Origin of the sequence: Porphyromonas sp. COT-290 OH3588, assembly GCF_000769075.1 — a bacterium.
Taxonomy (GTDB): domain Bacteria; phylum Bacteroidota; class Bacteroidia; order Bacteroidales; family Porphyromonadaceae; genus Porphyromonas.
Map to the genome: position 1 here is coordinate 650,007 of NZ_JRFC01000014.1, position 22,895 is coordinate 672,901.

The 22,895-nt window shown below is 50.1% G+C and carries 16 protein-coding genes; 6 read left to right on the top strand and 10 right to left on the bottom strand.

The window, feature by feature from the left end; translation table 11 throughout:
- Positions 1–1,341 precede the first annotated feature (1,341 nt).
- The 5 genes from HQ48_RS04560 (at position 1,342) to HQ48_RS04580 (ending at position 6,785) form a co-directional block, all read left to right on the top strand.
- Complete coding sequence (locus HQ48_RS04560; protein WP_081969722.1) at positions 1,342–2,700, top strand: leucine-rich repeat domain-containing protein; 1,359 nt, start codon at positions 1,342–1,344, stop codon at positions 2,698–2,700.
- 257 nt (positions 2,701–2,957) lie between these two features.
- Positions 2,958–3,950: a tryptophan--tRNA ligase gene (gene trpS, locus HQ48_RS04565; protein ID WP_044231869.1), complete on the top strand. Its 993-nt coding sequence runs from the start codon at positions 2,958–2,960 to the stop codon at positions 3,948–3,950.
- A 57-nt stretch (positions 3,951–4,007) separates the two neighbouring features.
- Positions 4,008–4,442 (top strand): DUF3127 domain-containing protein, encoded by a 435-nt coding sequence (locus HQ48_RS04570; RefSeq protein WP_044231870.1) that lies wholly within the window; start codon positions 4,008–4,010, stop codon positions 4,440–4,442.
- A 115-nt stretch (positions 4,443–4,557) separates the two neighbouring features.
- Positions 4,558–5,031 carry a 23S rRNA (pseudouridine(1915)-N(3))-methyltransferase RlmH gene (rlmH, locus tag HQ48_RS04575; RefSeq protein WP_044231871.1) on the top strand — a complete coding sequence of 158 codons (474 nt, stop codon included), beginning with the start codon at positions 4,558–4,560 and terminating at the stop codon, positions 5,029–5,031.
- 14 nt (positions 5,032–5,045) lie between these two features.
- On the top strand, positions 5,046–6,785 hold the full coding sequence (locus HQ48_RS04580; protein ID WP_052408963.1) for a phosphoethanolamine transferase: 1,740 nt from the start codon (positions 5,046–5,048) through the stop codon (positions 6,783–6,785).
- A gap of 116 nt (positions 6,786–6,901) precedes the next feature.
- Here the strand turns inward: HQ48_RS04580 and HQ48_RS04585 are convergent, their stop codons facing one another.
- The 9 genes from HQ48_RS04585 to HQ48_RS04625 form a co-directional block, all read right to left on the bottom strand.
- Positions 6,902–8,209 (bottom strand): acetyl-CoA hydrolase/transferase family protein, encoded by a 1,308-nt coding sequence (locus HQ48_RS04585; RefSeq protein ID WP_044231875.1) that lies wholly within the window; start codon positions 8,207–8,209, stop codon positions 6,902–6,904.
- Positions 8,210–8,453: 244 nt separating this feature from the next.
- Positions 8,454–10,202, bottom strand: coding sequence for a RagB/SusD family nutrient uptake outer membrane protein (locus HQ48_RS04590; protein ID WP_044186325.1), 1,749 nt, complete (start codon positions 10,200–10,202; stop codon positions 8,454–8,456).
- Between the two features lie 7 nt (positions 10,203–10,209).
- Positions 10,210–13,239, bottom strand: a complete 3,030-nt coding sequence (locus HQ48_RS04595) for a TonB-dependent receptor (RefSeq protein WP_044231877.1) — start codon at positions 13,237–13,239, stop codon at positions 10,210–10,212.
- Positions 13,240–14,453: 1,214 nt separating this feature from the next.
- A complete protein-coding gene (locus HQ48_RS04600; RefSeq protein ID WP_052405185.1) occupies positions 14,454–15,500 on the bottom strand; it encodes an FAD:protein FMN transferase in 1,047 nt (348 codons plus the stop codon).
- 4 nt (positions 15,501–15,504) lie between these two features.
- Complete coding sequence (locus HQ48_RS04605) at positions 15,505–16,458, bottom strand: glycosyltransferase family 2 protein (protein ID WP_044231878.1); 954 nt, start codon at positions 16,456–16,458, stop codon at positions 15,505–15,507.
- 3 nt (positions 16,459–16,461) lie between these two features.
- Positions 16,462–17,001 carry a DUF4199 domain-containing protein gene (locus tag HQ48_RS04610; protein WP_044231879.1) on the bottom strand — a complete coding sequence of 180 codons (540 nt, stop codon included), beginning with the start codon at positions 16,999–17,001 and terminating at the stop codon, positions 16,462–16,464.
- Between the two features lie 54 nt (positions 17,002–17,055).
- Positions 17,056–17,598: a 5-formyltetrahydrofolate cyclo-ligase gene (locus HQ48_RS04615; RefSeq protein ID WP_044231881.1), complete on the bottom strand. Its 543-nt coding sequence runs from the start codon at positions 17,596–17,598 to the stop codon at positions 17,056–17,058.
- Between the two features lies 1 nt (position 17,599).
- On the bottom strand, positions 17,600–19,195 hold the full coding sequence (locus HQ48_RS04620; RefSeq protein WP_044186312.1) for a S41 family peptidase: 1,596 nt from the start codon (positions 19,193–19,195) through the stop codon (positions 17,600–17,602).
- A gap of 20 nt (positions 19,196–19,215) precedes the next feature.
- Complete coding sequence (locus HQ48_RS04625; protein WP_044186309.1) at positions 19,216–19,647, bottom strand: dCMP deaminase family protein; 432 nt, start codon at positions 19,645–19,647, stop codon at positions 19,216–19,218.
- Between the two features lie 1,037 nt (positions 19,648–20,684).
- On the opposite strand from HQ48_RS04625, the gene HQ48_RS04630 reads away from it, so the two are divergent.
- Positions 20,685–21,965, top strand: a complete 1,281-nt coding sequence (locus tag HQ48_RS04630) for a hypothetical protein (RefSeq protein ID WP_160225920.1) — start codon at positions 20,685–20,687, stop codon at positions 21,963–21,965.
- A 291-nt stretch (positions 21,966–22,256) separates the two neighbouring features.
- On the opposite strand, the gene HQ48_RS04635 is transcribed toward HQ48_RS04630, so the two are convergent.
- Positions 22,257–22,742: a GAF domain-containing protein gene (locus HQ48_RS04635; RefSeq protein WP_044231885.1), complete on the bottom strand. Its 486-nt coding sequence runs from the start codon at positions 22,740–22,742 to the stop codon at positions 22,257–22,259.
- Positions 22,743–22,895 lie beyond the last annotated feature (153 nt).

Here is a 22,895-nt window from a genome sequence, read left to right on the forward strand (position 1 = left end):
ATTAAGGCATTGTTTTATAGTGTTCATAGCCATTTAATTAATTGGGTTTAGCGGAGGGTTATTCATACAACTTCGAGCAAACATATTCATTTTAATGTGAGTTCGGCATAGGGATTACTGTACCCCGTTGATCGACCACGCCATACGCGACGTTGTCGCTTAAAGAGCTAAGGTACTACTATAAAGCCTCAAAGGGGAGCTACTCGGGTGCTATTAGGATTTCTCTCGTATCTCCAGTACTTCGGTACGCTAGAGGGTAGTACCATCGTCAAAGGTTATCACGAAGCGTAGCTTAACCTTCTGCTGACTAGGGGCTTCTAGAAACTCCATAGATAATGCCAGCAAAGATCGCAAACATGGCAATCATTAAATACTTCGCTTTCATCGTTCTTATCCAATTATCTAACTTAAATCAAGGGATCAAGAATACTCTGGCTTCTCTACACCTCCATCGCCTATTCATAGTAGTTCTAATAGATTGGCAAGATGAAACCGAGTACAACCAAATAGATCTGATGCAAATGTACATAATATTTCTCTTCGAATCAACGCTCTAGATACTATGTGTAAGCATTTTACCTAGACTTAGAGCGAGCTCTCTATTGGGGATACTAGCCTAATGGGGTATAGCTTGGAAATTCTATCCTCCTATGCTCAATTCCTCCCGATAGGCTACACCACATGCTACGATGAAAAACGGAAAACATGGCAATCAGCTTTTCGCGCTTTTCGTTAAATGATGTAAACGAATTGGCGTCAAATTGGGACGAATGGCGAACTACTTCTAGGGCGATTGGTTCGCCTTCGCGAAAAAACTCTAAGCGTTTTTCTTGGATTGTAGGACTAATCCGATGCGATGTGTACACACATCCGAAAAGATTAGTGCAGAGAAATTCTGAAATCGGAGCTTGACTTAGATTAAATCGGAGCAAACTCCATTTTATCCAGCTCATTATTAAACCAATACAAATTAGACGTTTTAAGCGGTTGTTTTCATTCAGCTGGGACTAAGTGCCAAATTGAAGGTAAACGCAGTGTAGAGCCTCCTAGAGGCCAAATACGCGATCTGCCGTTTTTCGCCCATCTTCAAAGCATTTCTCTCATCAACATTCTGGAATTTGAGCTAAAATATAAATCTAGCCCCTTTTAGCTTGTCTCCCACAGATGGGGCTAGGTGGGGGCTAGATAGAGATATTCAAACATTGCTTATGCCGTGTTTTTGAGTGTATTGTCTAGGTAAAATCAACAAAATGCAAGGGTTTTATACATAAAATCCGCAACTTTGCCGAATGTAGTGTGCGAATCATCTATTCGCAAAGTGTATCATTAATAAACTTAACGATGAAACATCTAAAATTTATGAGCAGAGCTGCCATGCTTTGCCTCCTATTAGGATTGATTTTCCCCCTTGCTGCCCTAGCACAAGACCAGCCTGTCATCAAGATAGTTGTGGATAAAGAATCTGGCGAAACGATTTCGCTAGGCATCAAAGGGGCGCCCGATGTGAAGATCGAGGGTGTCAAAGAGCCTTTCGAGAGCGGTAGAGGCTGGCACGACCGCAAGACTTACACGCTTACAGGTAAAGAAATCAAGATTGTGGGTCGAGTAGACGAGCTAGACTGCTCGGAGAATGATGTAACCTCACTCGAGATCTCTACTCAGACTCTCAACTTAGAGTACCTAGGCTGCCAAGACAACGCCCTCGAAACGATCGACTTCTCCAAGAGCCCCAACCTACGCTTTCTTGTAGCACCGGGCAATATGTTTACTAAGCTGGACGTCAGCCAGCTCAAAAACTTGGAGAGCCTAGACCTGAACTTCAACAAGCTCACAAGCATTGACCTAAGTGCAAACACCAAGCTCAAGGAGCTACGTATATCTGGCAATGCGGCGCTCTCGGCTCTCGATCTGAGCAAAAACACCGAGCTAGCCTATCTCGTATGCGAGAACATCAGCAAGCTCACTTGGCTAGACATAGCGAACAACCAAAAACTCCTTGGCTTGCACATCGCTGGGAACAAACTATCTCCCCACGCTATGGCACATTTGGTCAGCCAGCTCCCCACCCTCTCCGAGGCTCAGAGAGAGAAAGAGGGCAAGCTAGTCGTTGTAGACGGCACCAACAATAGAGAGTACCAACGCCTCAGCCCTATCACAGTGGCAGAAGCCAAGGCAAAGGGCTGGAAGGTGCTCGACAGGAATGGTGGAGCAGAGCCTAAGCCCTACGAGGGAGTAGAGATTAAGTTCGAGGTCAAGCTCCCAGAGGTTGAGCATGCTACTCTGTCGATCAAGGGCAACCCCAACCTCAAGGCAGTACTATTCGGCACAGAGCTAGAGCTGATTGTAGAGCCAGCGACAGACTACAAGGTGGCTGAGGTCAAGGTAGATGGCGTAGCCCTCAAGGCACCATACAAGTTCGTGGTGACCAAAGAGCCAGAGATCGTAGTGGTAGTCAAGCACAAGACCTCAGTGAGCGATGTGGCGGCTACGGCCTTCACTCTACACCCCAATCCTGCTGTGAGCTATGTAGAGCTCTCAGGTGTTGAGGCAGGGGCTACCGTACAGCTGCTCGACCTATCTGGTCGCCTCGTACTAGAGCGCAAGCTCTCGGCAGATGCTCGTGTAGACGTATCTACACTTGCCAAGGGCATCTACCTGCTCAAAGTAGGCAAGCACGTAAGTAAGCTCTCGATCCGCTAAGCTAGCTTTCGGCTAGATACGCCTAAGATGAATATAAGACAAGGCGGTGCGTGGGTGTACAAACCTCGACGCACCGCCTTGTCTATGACATCTATCCGCTTCTAGGGAGGGGGCAATAGTTTGATATATGGCTGATTGATGGAAGTTACACCCTCGTTTATCCGTCTGTAAAACAATACTTTCATTTTGCAGGAATGAGGATTAACCACTATCTTCGTAAGCTAATAAACAGAGATTACAAGAGTAGACAAGACTAAATGGAAATAGTAGTTAGCGGTATTCGCCCCACTGGCAACTTGCACTTGGGCAACTACTTCGGGGCTGTACGCGCATTCGTCCAGATGCAGAGAGAGTATGACTGTCGTTTCTTCATCGCAGACTGGCACTCCTTGACGACGCATCCGCACCCCGACAACATCGTGCGCAATGCTTATACAATCCTAGCAGAGTATCTGGCCTGTGGTCTAGACCCAGAGCAAGCAACGATCTATATACAGAGTGATGTACCCGAGGTGCTGGAGCTCTATCTATACCTCAATATGAATGCCTATCTGGGCGAGCTAGAGCGCACGACGAGCTTCAAAGAGAAGGCTCGTCAGCAGCCCGACAACGTCAATGCGGGACTATTGACCTACCCTGCACTTATGGCAGCCGATATCCTACTACACAAAGGAGTGAAGGTACCAGTAGGCAAGGACCAAGAGCAGAATATGGAGATGGCACGTAAGTTCGCTCGACGCTTCAATACGATCTATGGGGTAGACTACTTCGCAGAGCCACAGAGCTACTCTCTAGCAGGCAAGGCCGTCAAAGTACCGGGGCTAGATGGCTCTGGTAAGATGGGCAAGAGCGACGGCAACTGCATCTACTTGATGGACGACGAGAAAACCATCAGTAAGAAGGTGATGAAAGCCGTAACGGACTCGGGCCCCACCGAGCCCAATAGCGAGAAGCCAGACGTGATACAAAATCTATTTACTTTCATGGAGATTGTGTCTACGCCAGAGGTTTACCAGCACTTCGATGAGCTATACAACAACTGCTCCATTCGCTACGGCGATATGAAGAAGCAGCTTGCGGCCGATATTAACGCCTACGCTGCGCCTATCCGTGAGCGCATCGCTGAGTTTAGCGCAGACCAAGATCAGCTGCGCCGCATCGCTCGTCAAGGAGCAGAGCGAGCTCGTGAGCATGCCGCCAAGACGATCGAGGAAGTTCGCCGCATCATTGGGTTCCGCTCGGGCAAATAATCAGACTTAATACAATATATAACGATAGATAACCCAACGCAAAGGGGATAAAAAATTATGGAAATACAAGGTAAGATCATCCACGTACTGCCTCTGCAGAGTGGAGTAGGCAAGGCCTCTGGCAAGGAGTGGAAGAAGCAGGACTATGTACTCGAGACACTCGATGGTCAGTACCCCAAGAAGATTTGTTTCAATCTATGGGGCGACAACATTGACCGCATCGGCCTACAAGTCGGCGAGGACGTAACGGTACAGATCGACATCGAGAGCCGTGAATTTAACGGTCGCTGGTACACAGAGGTGCGTGCTTGGCGTGTAGATCGTGGGCTAGTATCTCTATCTGCACCACAGCAGCAGGTAGCACCAGCCCCCACACCTGCCGGCTACGCAGCACCACAGCCACAGGGCTTCGATCCGCTCGGATCTGCTCCCACGATGCCAGCCTCTGGCCTCGGAGCAGCACCAGCCGCCGCAGACGATCTGCCATTTTAGTTTGGGCTCGTCTTAGATACGAGATAGATCAAAGGCTAGGCGGTGTGTCGGCATACGTCAAGTGCTATGCTAAGACACGCCGCCTAGCTATTTTTTGTTTCAACGATAGCATTTCATGCGCATCACATTGCTGGTCATCGGCAAGACAGACAGTAGAGCTCTAGACGAGCTGATCCAAGTCTACGTTGGTCGGATTGGGCATTACCTCCCATTCGACCTAAAGGTCTTGCCCGACGTCAAGCGCTCGGCCAAGACTACACCTCAGCTACAAAAAGAGCAGGAGGGCCGGGAGCTACTCAAGCAGATTGAGCCAACCGACCGCCTTGTCCTGCTCGATGAGCGAGGCAAAGCCTACACTAGTGTGGACTTTGCACAGCATCTTGAGGAGCGAATGGTTTCGGTAGAGCGGCGTATGGTCTTCGTCATAGGAGGACCCTATGGGTTCTCCCCCGACGTTTATGCACGGGCCAACGAACAGATTACCCTAAGCCGTATGACCTTCTCGCACCAAATGGTACGCCTCTTCGCCGTAGAGCAGATCTATCGTGCCATGACTATTCTTCGTGGTGAGCCCTATCACCACGACTAACTCAAGTATATTCTGTGAACTTGCTCCAAATACTCAAGCGCCGCTTACGCACGCTCGATCAGCGTTTCTACTATGTGTGCTTCGTTTGGGCACTACTTCTGCCCAATGTAGTACTTTACTGGACCTCCTCTAGTCCTTATCCACAGTCGATCATCAATCTCTTCCTGCCTCTAGGTATCTATATGGTCTTCTTCGCTATCTTCAAAAAGCCAGGGCGAGGGTTAATGTGGACTATTCCGCTTATCTTGATCAATGCCTTTCAACTTGTCCTACTGACCATATTCTCGGGGAGTGTCATCGCCGTGGATATGATCCTCAACCTCTTTACTTCCAATAGTGACGAAGCTGGCGAACTCCTCTCGGGCATTATCCTCCCAATCGCAGGGGTGCTCTCGGTCTATGGTCTTGCCACTGCTTTGGCCATTAGGTCGATCAAGATGCGCAGTGAGCTATCGCTCAAAACTAGGCGTGTACTGACGGCCTCGGGGCTCATCATTGCCACAGTGATGATTATACTTGCCTTTCGCCGCTCGCCAGAGCTGGAGGGCTACAAGCTCCGCAACGAGGTTTATCCACTGAGCGTCTTCAACAATATGCGCATTGCCCTAGGCAAGCTACAAGAAGTGGCTAGCTACGAGCAAACATCGGCAGACTTTAGCTACAACGCTACGAGCGAACGCTCTGGCGACCTAGAGGAGATCTACATCTTCGTACTGGGAGAAACCTCCAGAGCATACAGTTGGGAGCTCTACGGCTACCCAAGGGCTACGAACCCAAGACTCATGCGACGTCGAGAGCAAATGAGTGTTTTCACGGACGTCATCACACAGTCCAACACCACTTACAAGAGTGTCCCTATATTACTCTCGCCTGCCGACGCCCTCCACGCAGAGGATCTACCCAAGGTCAAAGGACTACTCACAGCGATGCGAGAGGCTGGGTTCTATACGATCTATCTGAGTAATCAGCCAGAGAATAGGAGTTTTGTGGATTTCTTCGCCATGCAAGCCAATCAGCACCACCGCATCAAGCAGGAGCTGTACGAGGGTGTTTCGCTCCTAGATCGTCAGCCGATCTATGATACAGATATGCTTCCGTATGTCGATCGGGCCCTTGCGGCAGGGCATCGCAAGCTATTCATCGTACTGCATAGCTACGGCGCACACTTCAGCTACAAGGATCGCTACCCACGTATGCAAGCTCACTTCCTCGATGACCAAGCCGAGCGAGCCTCAGTCGGCGAGCGGAAGCGGCTGATCAATGGCTACGACAACGCAATCCGTCTGACGGATCTGCTGCTCGATAGTCTGATGACAAAGCTAGAGGCTAAGACTAATGCCTCTACGGCACTCTTCTACATCAGCGACCACGGCGAGGACGTCTACGACGATGAGCGAGAGCGCATCTTGCACTCCTCTCCGTCCCTCTCCTACTATCAGCTGCATATCCCTGCGCTCTTCTGGGCTTCCCCGGCGTACAAGCAGCACTTTCCTGAGCGGGTAGAGAGCGCAAGGGGTAATGCGTTTAAGCCCGTGTCTTCCAACGTAACCTTCCATACTCTGCTAGATATGGCAGGCGTGCGCACATCATATCGCTCCGATAGCCTCTCTCTACTTCGCCCAGAGCTCAGCGTAGGGCCTCGTGTCTACCTAAACGACCGCTACGAGTGCGTCAAGCTCGATGAGCTAGGTCTGCAAGAGGAGGATCGTACGATGTGGAGGCGTATGAGGCTCGCTCCCTTCTGGCGAGAGTAGACAAGCTGCGAGCTTCGACACACGGACATAAAGTATTCCCCGACGAGGAGCAGGGCCTGCTCCTCGTCGGGGAATACTTTATGCGGGCACGACTGAGCGTGCGTAACCAAGCAAATCTATTCGCCGTAGAGCCTCTGGCGAATGGCAGCCTCTAGCATTGGACGGAACTTGGGGTGTGCAACAGACACCAGTGCCTCGGCTCGCTCCCGGATTGATAGACCACGCAGACGAACACGACCGTACTCCGTGATGATGTAGTCTACTTCGTTGCGCCCAGCCGTCACGTTAGAGCCTTCGCCAAACATGGGGACGATACGAGAGATCGTGTCATTCTGTGCAGTGGAGCGGAAGGCAAGGATCGAGCAACCGCCCTTACTTCGCTTAGCACCTCTCAAGAAATCTACTTGGCCGCCCGTACCGCTAAACTGATTGATGCCAATAGCCTCGGAGGCTACCTGCCCCGTCAGATCGACCTCTAGACAAGAGTTGATCGAGATGAGCCTATCATTCTGCCCAACGACGTATGGATCGTTGGTATAGTTAACGGGATAAATCTCGATCGTATCATTGTTGTCGAGAAACTCGTAGAGCTCCTGAGAGCCCATCACAAACGTCGTAACAATCTTGCCGGGATGAAGCGTTTTGCGTGCACCATTGATTTGGCCCGAACGAGCTAGATGCATCACACCATCGGTAAACATCTCGGTATGTATCCCGAGGTCTTTGCGATCTTTGAGGCACTGAAGTACGGCATCTGGTATGGCACCAATGCCAAGCTGTAGGGTATCGCCGTCTTGGACGAGCTCGGCGCAGTAGCTAGCTATCTTGAGCTCTACCTCTCCGATTGTCGCGGGCGGTAGAGCAATGAGCGGACGATCGACCTCGACAATGTAGCTCAATTCATCAATATGTATCAGGTTATCTCCTCCGATGAAAGGCATCTGTCGATTGACCTCTGCGATGACCACACGTGCCTGATTGGCAGCCGCCTTGGTATAGTCATTGGAAATACCGAACGAACAGTAGCCCTCGGCATTGGGGCGAGAGATCTGGATCATCGCTACATCTACGGGGAAAGCTCCCGAGGTGAAGAGCGTAGGCACCTCGTGGAAGTGACAAGGGATAAAGTCTGCTCGGTGCTCTCGGTAGGCAATGCGAGAGTTCTTGTCGAGGAAGTTAATGTAGGGCTTGACCGTTGAGCTCATCTCCGGCATCAAGTGCCAAGGCTCTCCTAGATAGAGTAGATGAAAAGTCTTGAGGTCCTTGAATTCCTCACGCAGATCGTACAGAGCCTTGACAATGCTGTCTGGGGCTGCCGCTGCGTGACCGAGCACAATATGATCACCATGTTTGACACCACGGCGTACGGCCTCTACAGCTGTTACACACTTGCTGGCGTAGCTATCTTTCCATTCGGTAGTCATAGTATTACCTGATGTTTGATTAAGAATAATTATAGAAGGTAATGGGCGCACCGCCCATAGGGCTAACCCCGTCAAGACAGGCACTTACCCAAACGCAAATATAGGCCAAAGCTCTAGCACTCACAAGTATCTAGCCCCATCTCTGGGGCTACCTCTAAGCATCGCCTCTCGAGGGCTGATAGGTTACAAAAAAAACTTCGCCCAAAGCCTAGCTAAGCTCTGGGCGAAGTCCTAATCTATGGGGCTAGTTCTTTGTTGGGTTCTGAGTCAGCGTGCCTGCATAGGAGTTGATCGCACTCTGAGGAATGTAGTACACTACTCGGTAGTCTGTCGCTGGGATATCCTCCATCTGTTTGTGAGGCCCGGGATAATGGCGCTGAAGAGCCATACCGTTGCGGAAGACGTCGTAGCTACGCTCAGCCTGATAGGCTAGCTCTAGCTGACGCTCCTTGTCGATGAGCTTAGGGGCAGTCGTAGCATCTAGAGCCGCATAGCCCTTGCCGGGGATCGAGCGAGTACGAATCCTATTCAGGTCAGCCAGTGCCTCGGCATAGTTGCCGAGCTTGGCCTGAGCCTCCGCTCTATTGAGGTAAATCTCCCCTAGGCGGCTAATCACCGGAGAGTGCAGGTGAGAGTCCTCGCCCTCACGCGAACACTTAGTAATATAGAACTGAGGATAAGCCCTATTAAGCGTGATGTAGTAGTCGAGCATACCCGTACGCTTGACTCCGGGGCGGTACTCAATGCTATACGTTTGGTCTTGCTCATTGACTACGGTCAGCTCATAGGTCTTCGTTTCCTCGGTTTTATCAGCCTTTTTGATCTTCTCCTCGGCGAAGATCTTACCGTCACGCCTCTTGACCTCTAGTTGGAAGTAGTGTAGAGCATTGCTACCCTTGCCGTCTTGGTCGATGAAGCGGAAGACCTCTGTGTAGCCACCTTCGCTATTCTTGGCGTAGGTAGGCTCGATGAAGGCTGCACGAGCATCGACAATCTTGTAGCTATCGGGGCGCCAGTCGTTACGACCCGTTTCGTTAAGCAGGTCAATATACTTGGCGCTCGCATACATCTCACCCCAGCCCATACCTCCGATATTGGCATACATACCCCCTACACCGTAATAGTGGTCATAGCCAGTAAACTCGCTTGCCACACGCTTAACGACGAAGATAGACTCCTTATTGGCCTCTGGTGCGAGCCTATTGTACTTCATGAAGTCCCCACGATCTAGGAGCTTATACTTGCCTGAGTCAATGACACGTGTTGCGTACTCGACAGCCTTGCGAGCATACTCTACATTGGGGACCTCGTAGGTACCACTCATGTAGAGGTAGATGCGAGAGAGCATAGCCTCGGCAGCACCTCGAGTAGCCCTAATAGGGTTAGTGCCCTCGGGCAGGAGCTCGATAGCCTTCTCTAGATCCTTGATGGCTTGCTCATAGGTCTGAGCAACCGTGGATCTATCGGGCAAGTGCAGGTCGGTCAGCACATTTTTGGGCGTACCATTGACGATAGGCACACCGAGGTTCTTCTCGGGGTCCTGATAATATGGGCGGCCGTATGCACGACACAAATAGAAGTACATCATACCTCGCACATAGTAGCACTGCCCGATCTGGGCGTCAATCTCCTTGCTCTTGCCCTCTCCGATCATATTGATGATGTTGGAGGCCTGAGCAATCGCTTTGTAGCCTCTGTCCCAGAACTGAGTTAGACGGCCATTGACGGGCGTACGGGAAAAAGAGATGAACTCATAGAAGGAGTCGGTAGACGAACCTCGGATCATCATATTGTCACCAGCATACTCACCACAGCGATGCATGGGGTCGGACCAATCCTTGAGCTGGGAGTACATACCATTGATGAGGGCATTGAGCGAGGCTTGGGGGTCGTCTGTAATCTGCTTAGACGACATATACTCTGGAGGTGTGCGGTCGATGTTGCAAGAGAAGAGCGCAGCTGCCAGCACAGCGTATGATAATATCTTTTTCATAAGGCGGCTAGAGAGTTAAGTTAATACCGAATACGAGCTTGCGTGTCGAGGGATAGACACTTGGAGTTGATGTCCCGATGATCGATCCGTTGTCTAGAGTTGGGATCTCGGGGTCTACACCGGAGTAGTCGGTTAGGGTCAGTAGGTTCTCACCCGTGAGGAAGAGGCGTACTCCCTTGACGCCATACTGAGGTAGACGGAAGGTATAGCCCAAGGTAAGGGAGCGGAGCTTGAAGTAGTCGCTCTTCTCTAGATAGCGAGAGGACGATGCATTACCCTTGTCCTGATTGTTGTACTTGGCGATTGGGTGCGTGGCGACATCTCCCTCCTTTTCCCATCTTTTCCAGCCCTTGTGCAGAGCCATCTGGTTGCGGTCTGTGTAGGTACCGTCGGAGTCGTACTCTTGGCGAGAATAGTTGTAGATCTGTCCGCCTATGGCATAGCCAAAGTTGGCGCTTAGATCGAGGTCACGCCAGCGCAGACTGGTAGAGAATCCGCCGAAGAGCCAAGGGGCAGCGGAGCCGACCTTCTCGTATGTAGCCTCGGCGTAGTTGGAAGTCGTGGTACGCTTGACCTCGTTGCCTGCCTCATCACGCTCCACGATGTACCACATAGGTGCACCATTCTTGGTATTAACCCCTGCCCACTCTTTGAGGTAGTAGGTATCTACTGGCGAGCCTACCTCGAGCAAGCGATTAGCCGAACCTGCGATGTTGCTACCATCGCCCACGATCACGGGCTTGATGATGTAGTTGCCCTTGGCGTCTAGTTGCTTAAACAGATCCATCAGCTCGTTCTTATTATGCCCTAGGTTAGCCTCGATCGTCCAGCCGAAGTCCTTTGTCGAGATGATGTCTGCCCCTATGCCGAGCTCAATACCAGTATTGCGCATCACACCGATGTTGCGCCAGATACTAGTCACACCCGTGAGGCCAGAGATAGGCACTTGGTAGAGGATATTGTCGGTATTCTTGATGTAGTAGTCTAGGTTGAGGCGAAGGCGATTGTCTAGTACCGCCAGATCGAGGCCCGCCCCTAGGGTCTGGGTCTTCTCCCATGTAAGCTCATTATTGCCGATCTGTGCGATCAGAGATCCCGGCTCGCCGTTGTAGCTAGACGACACGCTATACAGATCGTACTGAGGGTAGAGAGAAGTAGGGCGATTCCCCACCGTACCGTATGCTAGACGGAGCTTGAGCTGATCGACGAAGTCTGCTCTAAACCACTGCTCACGGTGCAGATTCCACCCTGCACTCACAGAGTAGAAGTTACCGTATTTATTGGCATCACCGAAGTTGGACGCCCCATCTCGGCGCAGAGATATTTGTGCCAGATAGCGATCGTCGTAGGAGTAATTGGCATTCATCAAGAAGGACTGTACCGCCCACTCGCTCATGCCTCCCTTGGCCTTGTCGGGCTTGGATGTGGTATTGAGCTGATCAAAACCCGGCACAAGGCCCGTACCAGCGACATCTAGCGTACGGCCTACGTAGTCGTTGTATTCATAGCCTGCCACACCATTGAGTGAGTGCTCGCCCCAGCTCTGATTGAAGCGAAGCATCTGGCTCGTGTAGCGACGAGTATGCTCGGCACGCCATTCGTCCACACGACCCTTGACGTTCAGGCCACCATTGCTACGGGGATCGGTGTAGCTATGCGAGCTGAGCTGAATGTGGCGGAAGTTATTGACTGAGGCGAAAGTGAGCCAAGGCATGATGCGTATATCGAAGTCCAACCCTCCGTTGAACTCGTAGTCACGCCCCTGTGCATAGTTCCACTGCAGGTCATAGAGCGTATTGGTCGTCACACTATTGACCCAGCCAGAGTATTTGTGTGGCACTGGCTTGCCGTCCTCCAGATATGGATTGTCCCATGGGAGCTTGGCATACATATCCGTCACAGAGTGCTGACGATTCTCCACCCCCTTGAGCGAACCACTGATATTGGACTTGATCGTTAGCCACTTGGTTGGCTTATACGTCGTCTTCAGGCGGAAGTTGTAGCGATCGTAGTCGTAGCCCTTGACGGCCCCAGTTTCTTGGTAGTAACCCAGCGAGAGGAAGGATTGGAGGGTTTCGCTACCGCCTTGTATAGATACGTTGTACTCTTGGTTGAGTCCGGTCTGTGTAGACGAGTTCCACCAGTCGTAGTTGGAGTCACGTAGCTCTGGCGTCCAGCGTTTGAACTTGATCTCATTGGCATTCTGGAACGACTTGTAGTAGTCGTACAGCTCCGCCCCATTCATCACCCTTAGATTGCCGTTGTTGAGTTTGCTACCTCCCATCTTGGCTGATACATGGACGCTAAACTTCCCAGAGCGCCCCGTCTTAGTCGTCATCACGATGACGCCATTGGCTCCCTGCGAACCGTAAATGGCCGTCGAGGCAGCGTCCTTGAGCACTGTGAGGCTCTCGACATCATCGGGGTTAATCTGCCCCGGATCATTCCCCACGATCACGCCATCAATTACCCAGAGCGGAGCGGTAGTACCGCTGAGGGTGGCTTGTCCACGGATCACCACTGCACCTCTCGTGCCGGGCCTACCAGAGCCGGGAGCGACATATACCCCGGGCATCTTACCATTGAGCATGTTCTCGACCGAGGGGGTAGTGATATCCTTGAGCTTGTCGCTCTTGATGGTTTGTAGAGCTCCCGTTAAGCTCTCTTTTTTCTGTGCCGTATAGCCCACGACGAGTAGCTCGCTCAACCCCATGCTATCCTCCGAGAGGGTAACGCTCAGAGGGGCACCTTGATAGACCACCTCGATCGTCTTATAACCAACGAAGGAGATAACCAGTGTGCTACCAACCTTGACATTGGCGATCGTGAAGCTACCATTAAGATCGGTAGAGGCCCCGAGATTGGTCCCCTTGACGCGAACCGATGCGCCGATGATGCTCTCTCCCGTGGTGTCCTTGACGATCCCTTTGGCTAAGCCTGTAGATTGCTGCAGTACAATAGCCTCATGCGTGGCGACACTCCCTCGAGCATGGCCTTGTAGCCAAGGTGTAGCCGATAGGAGTAGGACTGCACTCATTTTGTAGAGATTTCTTAACATAAATGAACGTGTTACTTAAATTATTTTCGGTATTACCGTGCTTGCGATAGGTTTTTGACAAATATCCGCTTTGGATTATGCGAATAAACCCCATTAACCAGTCCAAAAATATAGCATTTTTTCATGCAAATATTATTTCAACACAAATAAAATAAATTAAAAAATCAACCTCAATTCATGGGCTGATCAATAAAAGTTTCTAGCTAACTCCATAGAACTTAGGAACAGTTCCTCGGAGGAGCCCAGATTTAGATTTTAGACCAAGTTTCAGAATGTTGATGAGAAGATAGGGCAAGTATGGGTTCAAAATAACAGCCCCCTGTATTTGCCCCCTAGGAGGCTCCAGATTGCGTCCGACCTCATTTTGGCACCTTAACCCCAAAAGGTCGAAACGCCCCCTTAAAACAGCCCAAACACAAACCCCTATTAAACAGATATATAAATACATTTACTAAGCAATCTCATAGATCTATCGCCTTCTTTTCTGGTTTTCTTCCCATCAATCTCTCAAGATTGGTGGACACATCGCCAAGTATTAGTCCTCCAATTCTTCACAATCAGTCCTTCAATTTCTCCCAGCACACTAGGATGCGTAGCCTCATCTACCCACACAGCTACCCTAGTAGGAGGACAAATCGTTTACATCTCTTAACGACATATTATTACAATCGTACCACAAAATAATGTGGGTTCAGTATAAGAAATGGAGTAAGGATCCAGTATTTTCTAATTTCCAGTGGTTTATCTATTGCAAGAATGGGAGGCATTTAGCATCATCACATCTGTAAATCAAACAGATAAACAAACGTATTCCCCCTATCGATAAGACCAAGTTAGTAGAAATACATTGTGTAGTTGATAATTTTGTAAAGGTACTAATCGATATATGGCATCTAAGACTCCTGTAGAGGACGGCAAACGCAGGCTACTATGGCTCAGACGAGAGCGTCTTCATACAAGTGGGCCACATTGACAATAGCCTACCTTACTACGGCTATACAGTACGTCTGAAGAGAGGCTGCCGATAGAGTAGAATTACCCGACTAGATCAATCTAGCGGCTACATACGCAGAGATACGACAAGGGGCTGTGACAAAATTTGATTTGTCACAGCCCCTTTTAGGTGCATCAGAATATTTCGTTTACCGCCTATGGTAGGATGCCTTGTATCCTAGGGCTATCAGCCCTAAGACTTAGGGCTCCTCGACGACGAGATCACGAAATCCGTCGCTCATGATGGTACGGAAGTTTTCGTCTTGCCCCGAGAGGATAAGCAAATAGTCCACACCGGGGAACTGTGCGATGAACTCGGGGATCTGATCCGACGTCATAGTCATACAAGCCGTAGCCAATCCGTCGGCCATCATACAAGAAGGAGCGATGATCGTTGCGCTCAGCACATCGGTCTGTATGGGATAGCCCGTATGAGGATTAATGGTATGCGCCACCTTGCGTCCGTTGAGGATCCTAAAGTTGCGGTAGTTGCCAGAGGTAGCGAGCCCACCAGCTGGTCGATTGAGCGAAACAACCAGCTGTAAGTCTTGCATCATACCCATAGCGTCCTCGATAGGTTTGTTTATGCCTACACGCCATGGCTTGCCACTAGGGTTAAGACCACAAAAAGCAATCTCACCACCCAGCTCAACCATATAGTTGGCGGATCCTTGCTCGCTGAGCATCTGCCCCAGCAAATCGGCACAGTAACCCTTGGAGATTGACGAGAAGTCGAAAATAGTCCTTGGGTCACTCTTGATAAGGCTATCCCCAGAGAGGCGGACACCCGTGTAGCCAACGAATTGGCGTAAGCTATCAATCACAGCCTCCGTGATGGGGAGAGAGGAATCGAAACCAAAGCCCCAAGCATTGATCAGGGGCGAACAAGTGACGTCATAGCTCCCTGCACTAGCCCTAGAGATCTGCTCCGAGGCTCTCCAGACGTGCTTGAGCATCGTATCGGCGATGACAGATTGATTGCAATTGATTGCAGCGATTAGACTTGTGGAGTCGAATGGATTGAGCGAATGGCTAAAGGCTCTGAATACCGAGTCGACCAAAGCACTATGATCGGCAGATTGGTCGTACTTGATCTGGTAGAAAGTGTGAAAGACCTCCCCCTTGAGCATCGAATATTTATCCTCTTGCGTGGCGGTACGATGATCCCAATAATACTTAGCTCCTATGGCTAACACGACCAAAGCGAGGAGTACATAGGAGATGGTGTTCCGTGTTTTCTTGTCCATAATCTTAGATTTCTTTTTCTATTTTGTATGTATTGCGTTCTGGGTCTTGACGACTAAGCAATTCTCCAATGAAACCAGCCAAAAAGAGCTGTACACCGATGATCATCGCCGTAAGGGCAATAAAGAAATACGGACGATCGGTCACGAGTGGTGCTGGGGTACCATTGTAGATATGAACGAATTTATTGAGTAAAATAAAACCCAGAGCGATGAAGCCCAAGAGAAACATCAAGCTCCCGCCTAGGCCAAAGAAATGCATTGGCTTGCGCCCAAAAGTGGAGGTAAACCAGAGCGTCATCAAGTCGAGATAGCCATTGACGAAGCGATTGAGCCCAAACTTGGTCGAGCCATACTTACGAGCCTGATGCTGCACGGCCTTCTCCCCAATACGATGAAAGCCCGCATTCTTGGCCATGTAAGGTATGTAGCGGTGCATATCATTGTAGATCTCTATATTCTTGACGACCTCACAGCGGTAAGCCTTGAGCCCACAGTTGAAGTCATGCAGGTTCTTAATCCCCGAGAGCTTGCGTGCAGTGGCATTAAACAGCTTAGAAGGTAAGTTTTTGGATAGGACTGGGTCGTATCGCTTCTGCTTCCAGCCACTAACGAGATCGTAGCCATCTTCCTTGATCATGCGGTAGAGCTCTGGAATCTCGTCGGGCGAATCTTGCAAATCGGCGTCCATCGTGATAACTACATCGCCCTGAGCACGCTCGAAGCCACACTGGAGCCCGGGCGACTTGCCATAGTTGCGCCTAAACTTAACGCCACGCACCGCTGGATTGTGCTTGCTCAGCTCTTCGATCACCTCCCAAGATCCGTCGGTACTACCATCATTGACGAAGATAATCTCGTAGCTAAAGCCATGCGCCTGCATCACACGGCGGATCCAAGCCTCCAACTCTGGGAGCGACTCCACCTCATTGTATAGAGGGATAACCAATGATATATCCATACCTTATGCGTGATCTTGTGGTTTGGCCTTGCGACTGATAATCGCCGCATTGATAAGACTGAGAAGCGCTCCGACGACAACGTTGTTGCTTAGAGAGCTAAGGAGTCGATTGAAGATTGGGATCTGCAAGCTCTCTCTGAGCACCTCAATCGGATCAACGCCATAGAGGCTATGCAGTGTATCCTCTAGCCCGGGCATCTCGGCATAGCGAGCTTGCAGAAGCTCTTGGAGCATCTGTATCTGCTCGGGATACATACGTGTGAAGAACATATACTGAGGCAGAAGCAGTATGATCGAGGCGAAGAAGTAGAGCATCGTCCCATGCGCCCAAGCCATACGGAAGTTAATCGTATATCCCACTTGAGCAAGGCGAGCACCATAGCCCTTAGTCATGCGATAGGCAACGAAAGGCACTGCTAGCGTAGCAATAAAAAAGATCAAGTAAAGCAAAGGAAAGTACAGCCCATACATCAGACACAGATACTTGACGGCGAAATATAACCCAAGCACTACGCCTGCACGAGCAGCATCTATAGTAGGCATTAATTGACGTGGAAACTGAATAGGTGTCATATAGTAAGTATAATAATAAGTGGTTTATAGTCTGACCCGCACGACCTCGTCCATGGGCAAGTCCCATGGGTCACGAGGCAGTTGATCAATATGCATCAGACCGAGGCTCACGCCTATGGTCTTGGCCTGAGTTTGGGCGAGGTAACGATCGTAGTATCCCTTACCACGCCCAAGGCGAAACCCCAAGCTATCGAAAGCCATAGCTGGGACAATAATTAGATCAAGCAGGCTCGGCTCTATGGGAGCATCGAGCGTGGTTGGCTCCAAAATCTGATACTTACCTGCTCGCTCTAGGGTGTCGAGCTGCTCAAAAGCATAGAAATTCATATCACGCTCTCCCTCTACCCTTGGCAGATAAACCCTGTGTTTAGTAGCCAAATCCAGTAGCAGAGGCTCTAGATCGGGCTCATCGTGCATGGCCATGTATAGCCCTATATGCCTATGCTCTGGACGAATGAGCGCCTGCACCGCCTCGGCCACTAGCAGCGACACACGAGAGCGATGCTGGGCAGAGAGCTCGGAGCGCACGAGAGATTTGTAGGTGCGGCGATAGTCTTGTTTGGTCATGCTACTTGCTTGCGATCGGGTTCCACTCCCCTGCCTCTATGAGGTCTACTCCTCTGAGTAGCTCGGGCGAGTCCTCCATAGCTATCTCATAGAGCGCATTGGTATCTCGTGCCACTTGATCAGCGATATTGGCCCTAAGGCGTGTGAGGATTAGGTTAGCAGACTGATAGAGGTAGGTGGTTCGTATCGCCACACCTCTGGCTTGAGCATAGTAGGCAAACTCAAAGAGGAAGCCATTGCCGAGGGATTTGAGGTAATCGTTCAGTGCCTGCGTACTCTCAAAGCTAGAGAGTAGCTTGCGATGCTTATCGGCATAGTCAAAAGAGAAACGAGCCAGCATACCATGGTCGAGTAGACGGGTGTAGTAAGGGTTGATACCGGTAGTATCTCTGGGGACGAATATATCTGGTGTAATGCCCCCCGCCGCATGCACCACACGACCAGAGGTGGTGTAGTAGCGTGCCGAGTCTGCATCGCTGATGCTGTCTGCACTATGTAGCTCGCCATGCTCAAGGCGTCTGAGTAGATCTTGGGCATAGTCTAAGTTGCCCTCGGCATAGCTCTTCTGCACGCTCCTGCCAGAGGGGGTGTAATAGCGTGCCACAGTCAGGCGCACCACGGAGCTATCCGAGAGAATGAATGGCTGCTGCACGAGCCCCTTGCCGAAAGTACGTCTACCAACAATAGTAGCCCTATCGTGATCCTGCATCACTCCTGCGAATATCTCACTAGCACTAGCACTAAATTCATTGACCAGTACGACTAGAGGCATATCCACAAGTAGCCCTGTCTTAGGATTGATGTAGTTCTCCCTCGGGAATGCACGTCCCTCGGCATAGAGGATTAGTTGCCCCTTCTTTAGGAATTCCCCTGCCAAAGACAGTGAAGCCTCCAGATATCCCCCAGAGTTATCTCTAAGGTCAATGATCAGTCCCTTAACCTCCTGCTTGAGATGACGGGCATACGCCGTAAGAACCTCCTGATGTGTACGTCCCCCCCATTTGTTAATTCGGATATAGAGAATGCCGGGACGAACCATGTAGGCCGCATCGAGCGTGCTGACTGGCACGGGGCCACGCACCACGGCAATGGTCTGCTCCTGCCCATCTCGACGAATAAGCAGCTTCACTACGCTATTGGACGGCCCCTTGAGGTGGCTCATGACCTCATGGTCGGTAAGATCAGCCCCGATGAGGCTCGTGGTATCGGCTCTAAGAATACGGTCGCCAGCTTGTAGCCCAGCACGCTGACTCGCTCCTCCGTCGATAACACGGGTAACGACAATCGTATCGGTGTGGCGATAGAAAAGCACACCGATACCCTCAAACGAGCCATTGAGTCCCTCGTTTTCCTTGCGGCTCATCTCTGCCGAGAGGTAAGTCGAGTGAGGATCCAGCTCCCCTAGGATAAGTGGGATAGCTCCCTCTTGGATACTATCCATATTGACCGAGTCGACATACTGCTCCTCAATGAGTCGCAGCACGTGGCCAAGTCTATTGGTTTGGATAAATCGCCTCTCCTCTAGAAGTCTGCCTGCGAAGATCCCCAAGGCAAAAATGGCTACTAGAGCTATGAAATATAGCAATTTGCGTGACATATACGATTTCTTAGAGAAGACTAAAGCTCACGAAGGGGGACAAAATCGACCTGCACACCTGCACGCTCGAGCAAATTGACACCATCTCTGAGGCGATACTCCTCGCTGTAGACCACTCTACGTATTTTACTCTGAATGATGAGCTTGGCACACTCGATGCATGGAGATGCGGTGATGTATATGGTAGCGCCAGAGCAATCGTTGGTACTACTGGCAACTTTGGTCAAGGCATTGGCCTCGGCATGAAGCACATACTGCTTGGTTAGCCCCTCGTCATCTTCGCAGATATTCTCAAACCCAGCAGGGGTGCCATTGTACCCGTCCGAAATAATTCTTTTGTCTTTGACTATCAGAGCTCCAACCTTGCGGCGCTCACAGTACGAGTTCTCTGCCCATATCTCAGCCATGCGCAGATAACGCTTGTCGAGTATGAGCTGTTTATTTTCTGACATAGTTTGTACTCTTGAGCTTATAAATCAATTACAAAGGTAAATAATCTCTCCCAATCGTCAATCTATCGTTATATCAATTCTATGATCCCTGCCTAGTCCTATGCCAAGGTGCTAAAAATGAGGGAGGAGAGGGCACGAACTGTCGAGATATTTAGCAACCCAAACAGCCATCGTGTGCACTATCCTTGGCGGACGACGGCATTTACATTTTAACACACTTCTGAAGCAATAAAGGTGGCTTATAACCTAGCGCATGGAGCAAAAGGGCAAACCTCGTATTTGGCCTCTAGCAGGCCCTAGGCTGCGTCCGACCTCGTTTTGGCACTTGACCCCAGCCGAATGAAAATAACCGCCCAAAACGGCCCAATCACAAATATCTATAAAACAATTAGATAGAAACAATACAAGAATAATTTAGCCTAAGTGAAGTAGGCTTTTCGGATTTTCTTCCCATCAATCTGCTCGGATTAGTGGACACATCGTATCGGATTAGTCCTACAATCCGAAAAAATCTATGAGAGTTTTTTCCGCGAAGTTGGACTTGCTCCCCAAAATGATTGACCAAATAAGTCCAATTTGATAGTAATCCATTTACGCACTTTAACAAAAAAATAGCAAAAAAACCGATTCTTCAGTCTTCGAGTTTTGCTTCGATTGTCTTCAGCTTGTAGCGACGCCGCGTGCTGCGTCGCCGACTCACGGCCGGAATGAAAACACAAGGCTGTTGATTTCAACGTTGCGCGCTGCGATGCTACAGGCTAGTGTGGAGATAAACAGGCCAATAATATTTTACTGATTACAAATATTTTCCGAGATTTTATGTGTAACTTTGGAGAAAAGAGAAAAAGATTGAGATATAACCTCCCCCTTGAGTAAGAGAAGGCTATGATGTGTATGCTCGCACAAGATCTGAGGCTGAGCCCAACTTCTTACTCATGATGAACAAATGCACAGAGAGGGACTAAAGACTACAGCAAGCAATGGACGCCCTCTGTGCAGAGTAAAAACTCATAACAATGACTATGATTATGAAAACGATGAAATTTTTGTTGTGTTGCCTCCTTGCTAGTGTGGCAACGCTATGCTGGGCACAAGGTAGCTTACCCCTAGAACCCCAGCACTGTACCCTCACAAGTGGCAGCTCCGAACTCTATAAGCCACTTAATTTAGTCCAGTTCTCTTTTGGAGAAGAGATTGAAGTAGCCCCTGCCGCTACTGCTTTTGTGTACGATGGCGACCGAATCGTCGCTACAAGCTCAAAAGTTTCAAGCGAAAACTACAATCTTAGACCTCAAGGATTGGCCATCATCTCTTTCGACAACGTCAAGCTACCCAAAGGACGCAAGTACACTCTAGTTGTTCCTCAAGGGGTAATACACTCCCAAGCTAATCCTCAGAGGCGTAATCTAGAGCTACGCGAGAGTTTTACCGTCCCCGAAACATTGAAATTCACAGAGACATATCCCAATGGTAGCATTGCGACTGAGAGTATGATTACGTTCTTTTTCACAACGGAAATCAAGGCTCTCGGCACCCCAGAAGCCACCCTCTACAAGGAGGGTAAGGCCGCACGTCGCTTACCCGTAAAGGCTGTCTACGACTGGGATTTGGGGCAGGCACAGGTATATTTCGGTGAGGATACAGACTTCCAAGACGGAGTACGCTACAGCATCGTGCTCCCCAAGGGGAGTGTTTCTGCTCTACAGAGAGATGACATCATCAACGAGGAGCTACGTATGGACTTCGTAGGCGCCTACAAAGAACCAGCCAGAGAGCTAAGGTTCGTTTGGTGCAATCTCTTTGACATGAGAGACTTCAGCAGGCTCAACGAGATCTACTTCGTTTACAACGAGGAGATTATCGCTGCACCCAATGCCACACTACAGCTCTACGAATTGCCAGACAAGCTCATCGCCTCTCCGAGAGCAGCCGTCCGCAAGGAAGGTAATAACTGGTTACTCTTTGCCAATTTTGGAGGCATTGAGTTAGCACCAAGGAAAGGTTACTCGATCGTTATCCCAAGGAGGAGCATCAAGGCGGTTGCCGACGGGGTACTTGCAGGGGAAACGAGTGTAGGTGTAAACGTTGGCACAGGAATGGCACCTATCGACGCCAGCCCTATCCATTACATCTGCTTGGGCAATGTCCTGCGTCTATCTCAGCTACCGCATGGAGCAGAAGTTACTGTGTTTACGTTAGACGGAGTAATGGCAGCTAGAGTACAAGCAAGCTCTTCGACCCTAGAGATTCCTCTACCCTCTGGTAGTGCCTTCGTCGTATCCATCAACGGAAAGACCTACAAAGTCATCAACCAATAGCAGATGCTCTACAGGGGAAGGATGGCGGCGCCTCATAGTACGCAAACGGCTGTGTTACCTACGGGCTTCCAGCCCTTACAAAGCAGAGGATTTCAACGCTACGCACAGCGTTGCTACGGGATGGGACGAGCCAATCGAAAGGCAATTAACCTGAACTTGTAGCGACGCCGCGTGCTGCGTCGCCGCCCATTGGGCGGAACGAATCATCAAAAAGAGGTATAGATAAAAAGGATGCGACCAAGTTGCCGCATCCTTTTCTGTGAATAGATGTAGAGATTTAGCCCTCGTGCATTATCGTAGGCATTGGGCAACGAGCTCGGCTATCGCCTCTAGGTGCAGGGCATCGACCTCATCAAAATCATCAAGCTGGTCGCTATCTACATCAATTACCCCTAGCACCTGCCCTTGAGCATCTTTGATTGGCACTACGATTTCGCTTCGGCTGCTTGAGCTACAAGCTATATGTCCGGGGAAGGCTTCTACATCGGGGACAAGCTGTGTCGCAGCCTTGGCCCATGCCGTCCCACACACGCCACGCCCACATGGGATACGTGTGCAGGCGATGTCCCCTTGGAAAGGGCCCAAAACAAGCTCCTGCCCCTCGACAAGATAGAAGCCTACCCAAAAGAACCCAAAGGCCATGCGCAGAGCAGAGGCGATATTCGCCATATTCGCCACGGCGTTGCGTTCGTAGCTGACGAGAGCCTTGAGTTGAGGGAGCAGCTCAGCATACCGCTCTGCCTTAGTAGTGTGTGATAAAATGAGATGTTCTGCCATTTTCGTCGAGATAATCTTTAATTAAATAATTCACGAAACTAGGCATTTCTCCCAGAGCCACCAAACGAAGGAGCCTCATACGGCGCACTTTAGCCTCTCCACCACTGATCTCTACACCCTCGGCACAATTGTCTAGATGCGGATAATTGACGA

Bases quoted from the DNA above. Each gene is read 5' to 3' on its own strand.
- HQ48_RS04595 (WP_044231877.1), bottom strand. From the start codon at position 13,239: ATGAGTGCAGTCCTACTCCTATCGGCTACACCTTGGCTACAAGGCCAT.
- HQ48_RS04625 (WP_044186309.1), bottom strand. From the start codon at position 19,647: ATGTCAGAAAATAAACAGCTCATACTCGACAAGCGTTATCTGCGCATG.
- HQ48_RS04620 (WP_044186312.1), bottom strand. From the start codon at position 19,195: ATGTCACGCAAATTGCTATATTTCATAGCTCTAGTAGCCATTTTTGCC.
- trpS (WP_044231869.1), top strand. From the start codon at position 2,958: ATGGAAATAGTAGTTAGCGGTATTCGCCCCACTGGCAACTTGCACTTG.
- HQ48_RS04605 (WP_044231878.1), bottom strand. From the start codon at position 16,458: ATGGATATATCATTGGTTATCCCTCTATACAATGAGGTGGAGTCGCTC.
- HQ48_RS04585 (WP_044231875.1), bottom strand. From the start codon at position 8,209: ATGACTACCGAATGGAAAGATAGCTACGCCAGCAAGTGTGTAACAGCT.
- HQ48_RS04615 (WP_044231881.1), bottom strand. From the start codon at position 17,598: ATGACCAAACAAGACTATCGCCGCACCTACAAATCTCTCGTGCGCTCC.
- HQ48_RS04610 (WP_044231879.1), bottom strand. From the start codon at position 17,001: ATGCCTACTATAGATGCTGCTCGTGCAGGCGTAGTGCTTGGGTTATAT.
- rlmH (WP_044231871.1), top strand. From the start codon at position 4,558: ATGCGCATCACATTGCTGGTCATCGGCAAGACAGACAGTAGAGCTCTA.
- HQ48_RS04630 (WP_160225920.1), top strand. From the start codon at position 20,685: ATGAAATTTTTGTTGTGTTGCCTCCTTGCTAGTGTGGCAACGCTATGC.
- HQ48_RS04590 (WP_044186325.1), bottom strand. From the start codon at position 10,202: ATGAAAAAGATATTATCATACGCTGTGCTGGCAGCTGCGCTCTTCTCT.
- HQ48_RS04600 (WP_052405185.1), bottom strand. From the start codon at position 15,500: ATGGACAAGAAAACACGGAACACCATCTCCTATGTACTCCTCGCTTTG.
- HQ48_RS04570 (WP_044231870.1), top strand. From the start codon at position 4,008: ATGGAAATACAAGGTAAGATCATCCACGTACTGCCTCTGCAGAGTGGA.
- HQ48_RS04635 (WP_044231885.1), bottom strand. From the start codon at position 22,742: ATGGCAGAACATCTCATTTTATCACACACTACTAAGGCAGAGCGGTAT.
- HQ48_RS04560 (WP_081969722.1), top strand. From the start codon at position 1,342: ATGAAACATCTAAAATTTATGAGCAGAGCTGCCATGCTTTGCCTCCTA.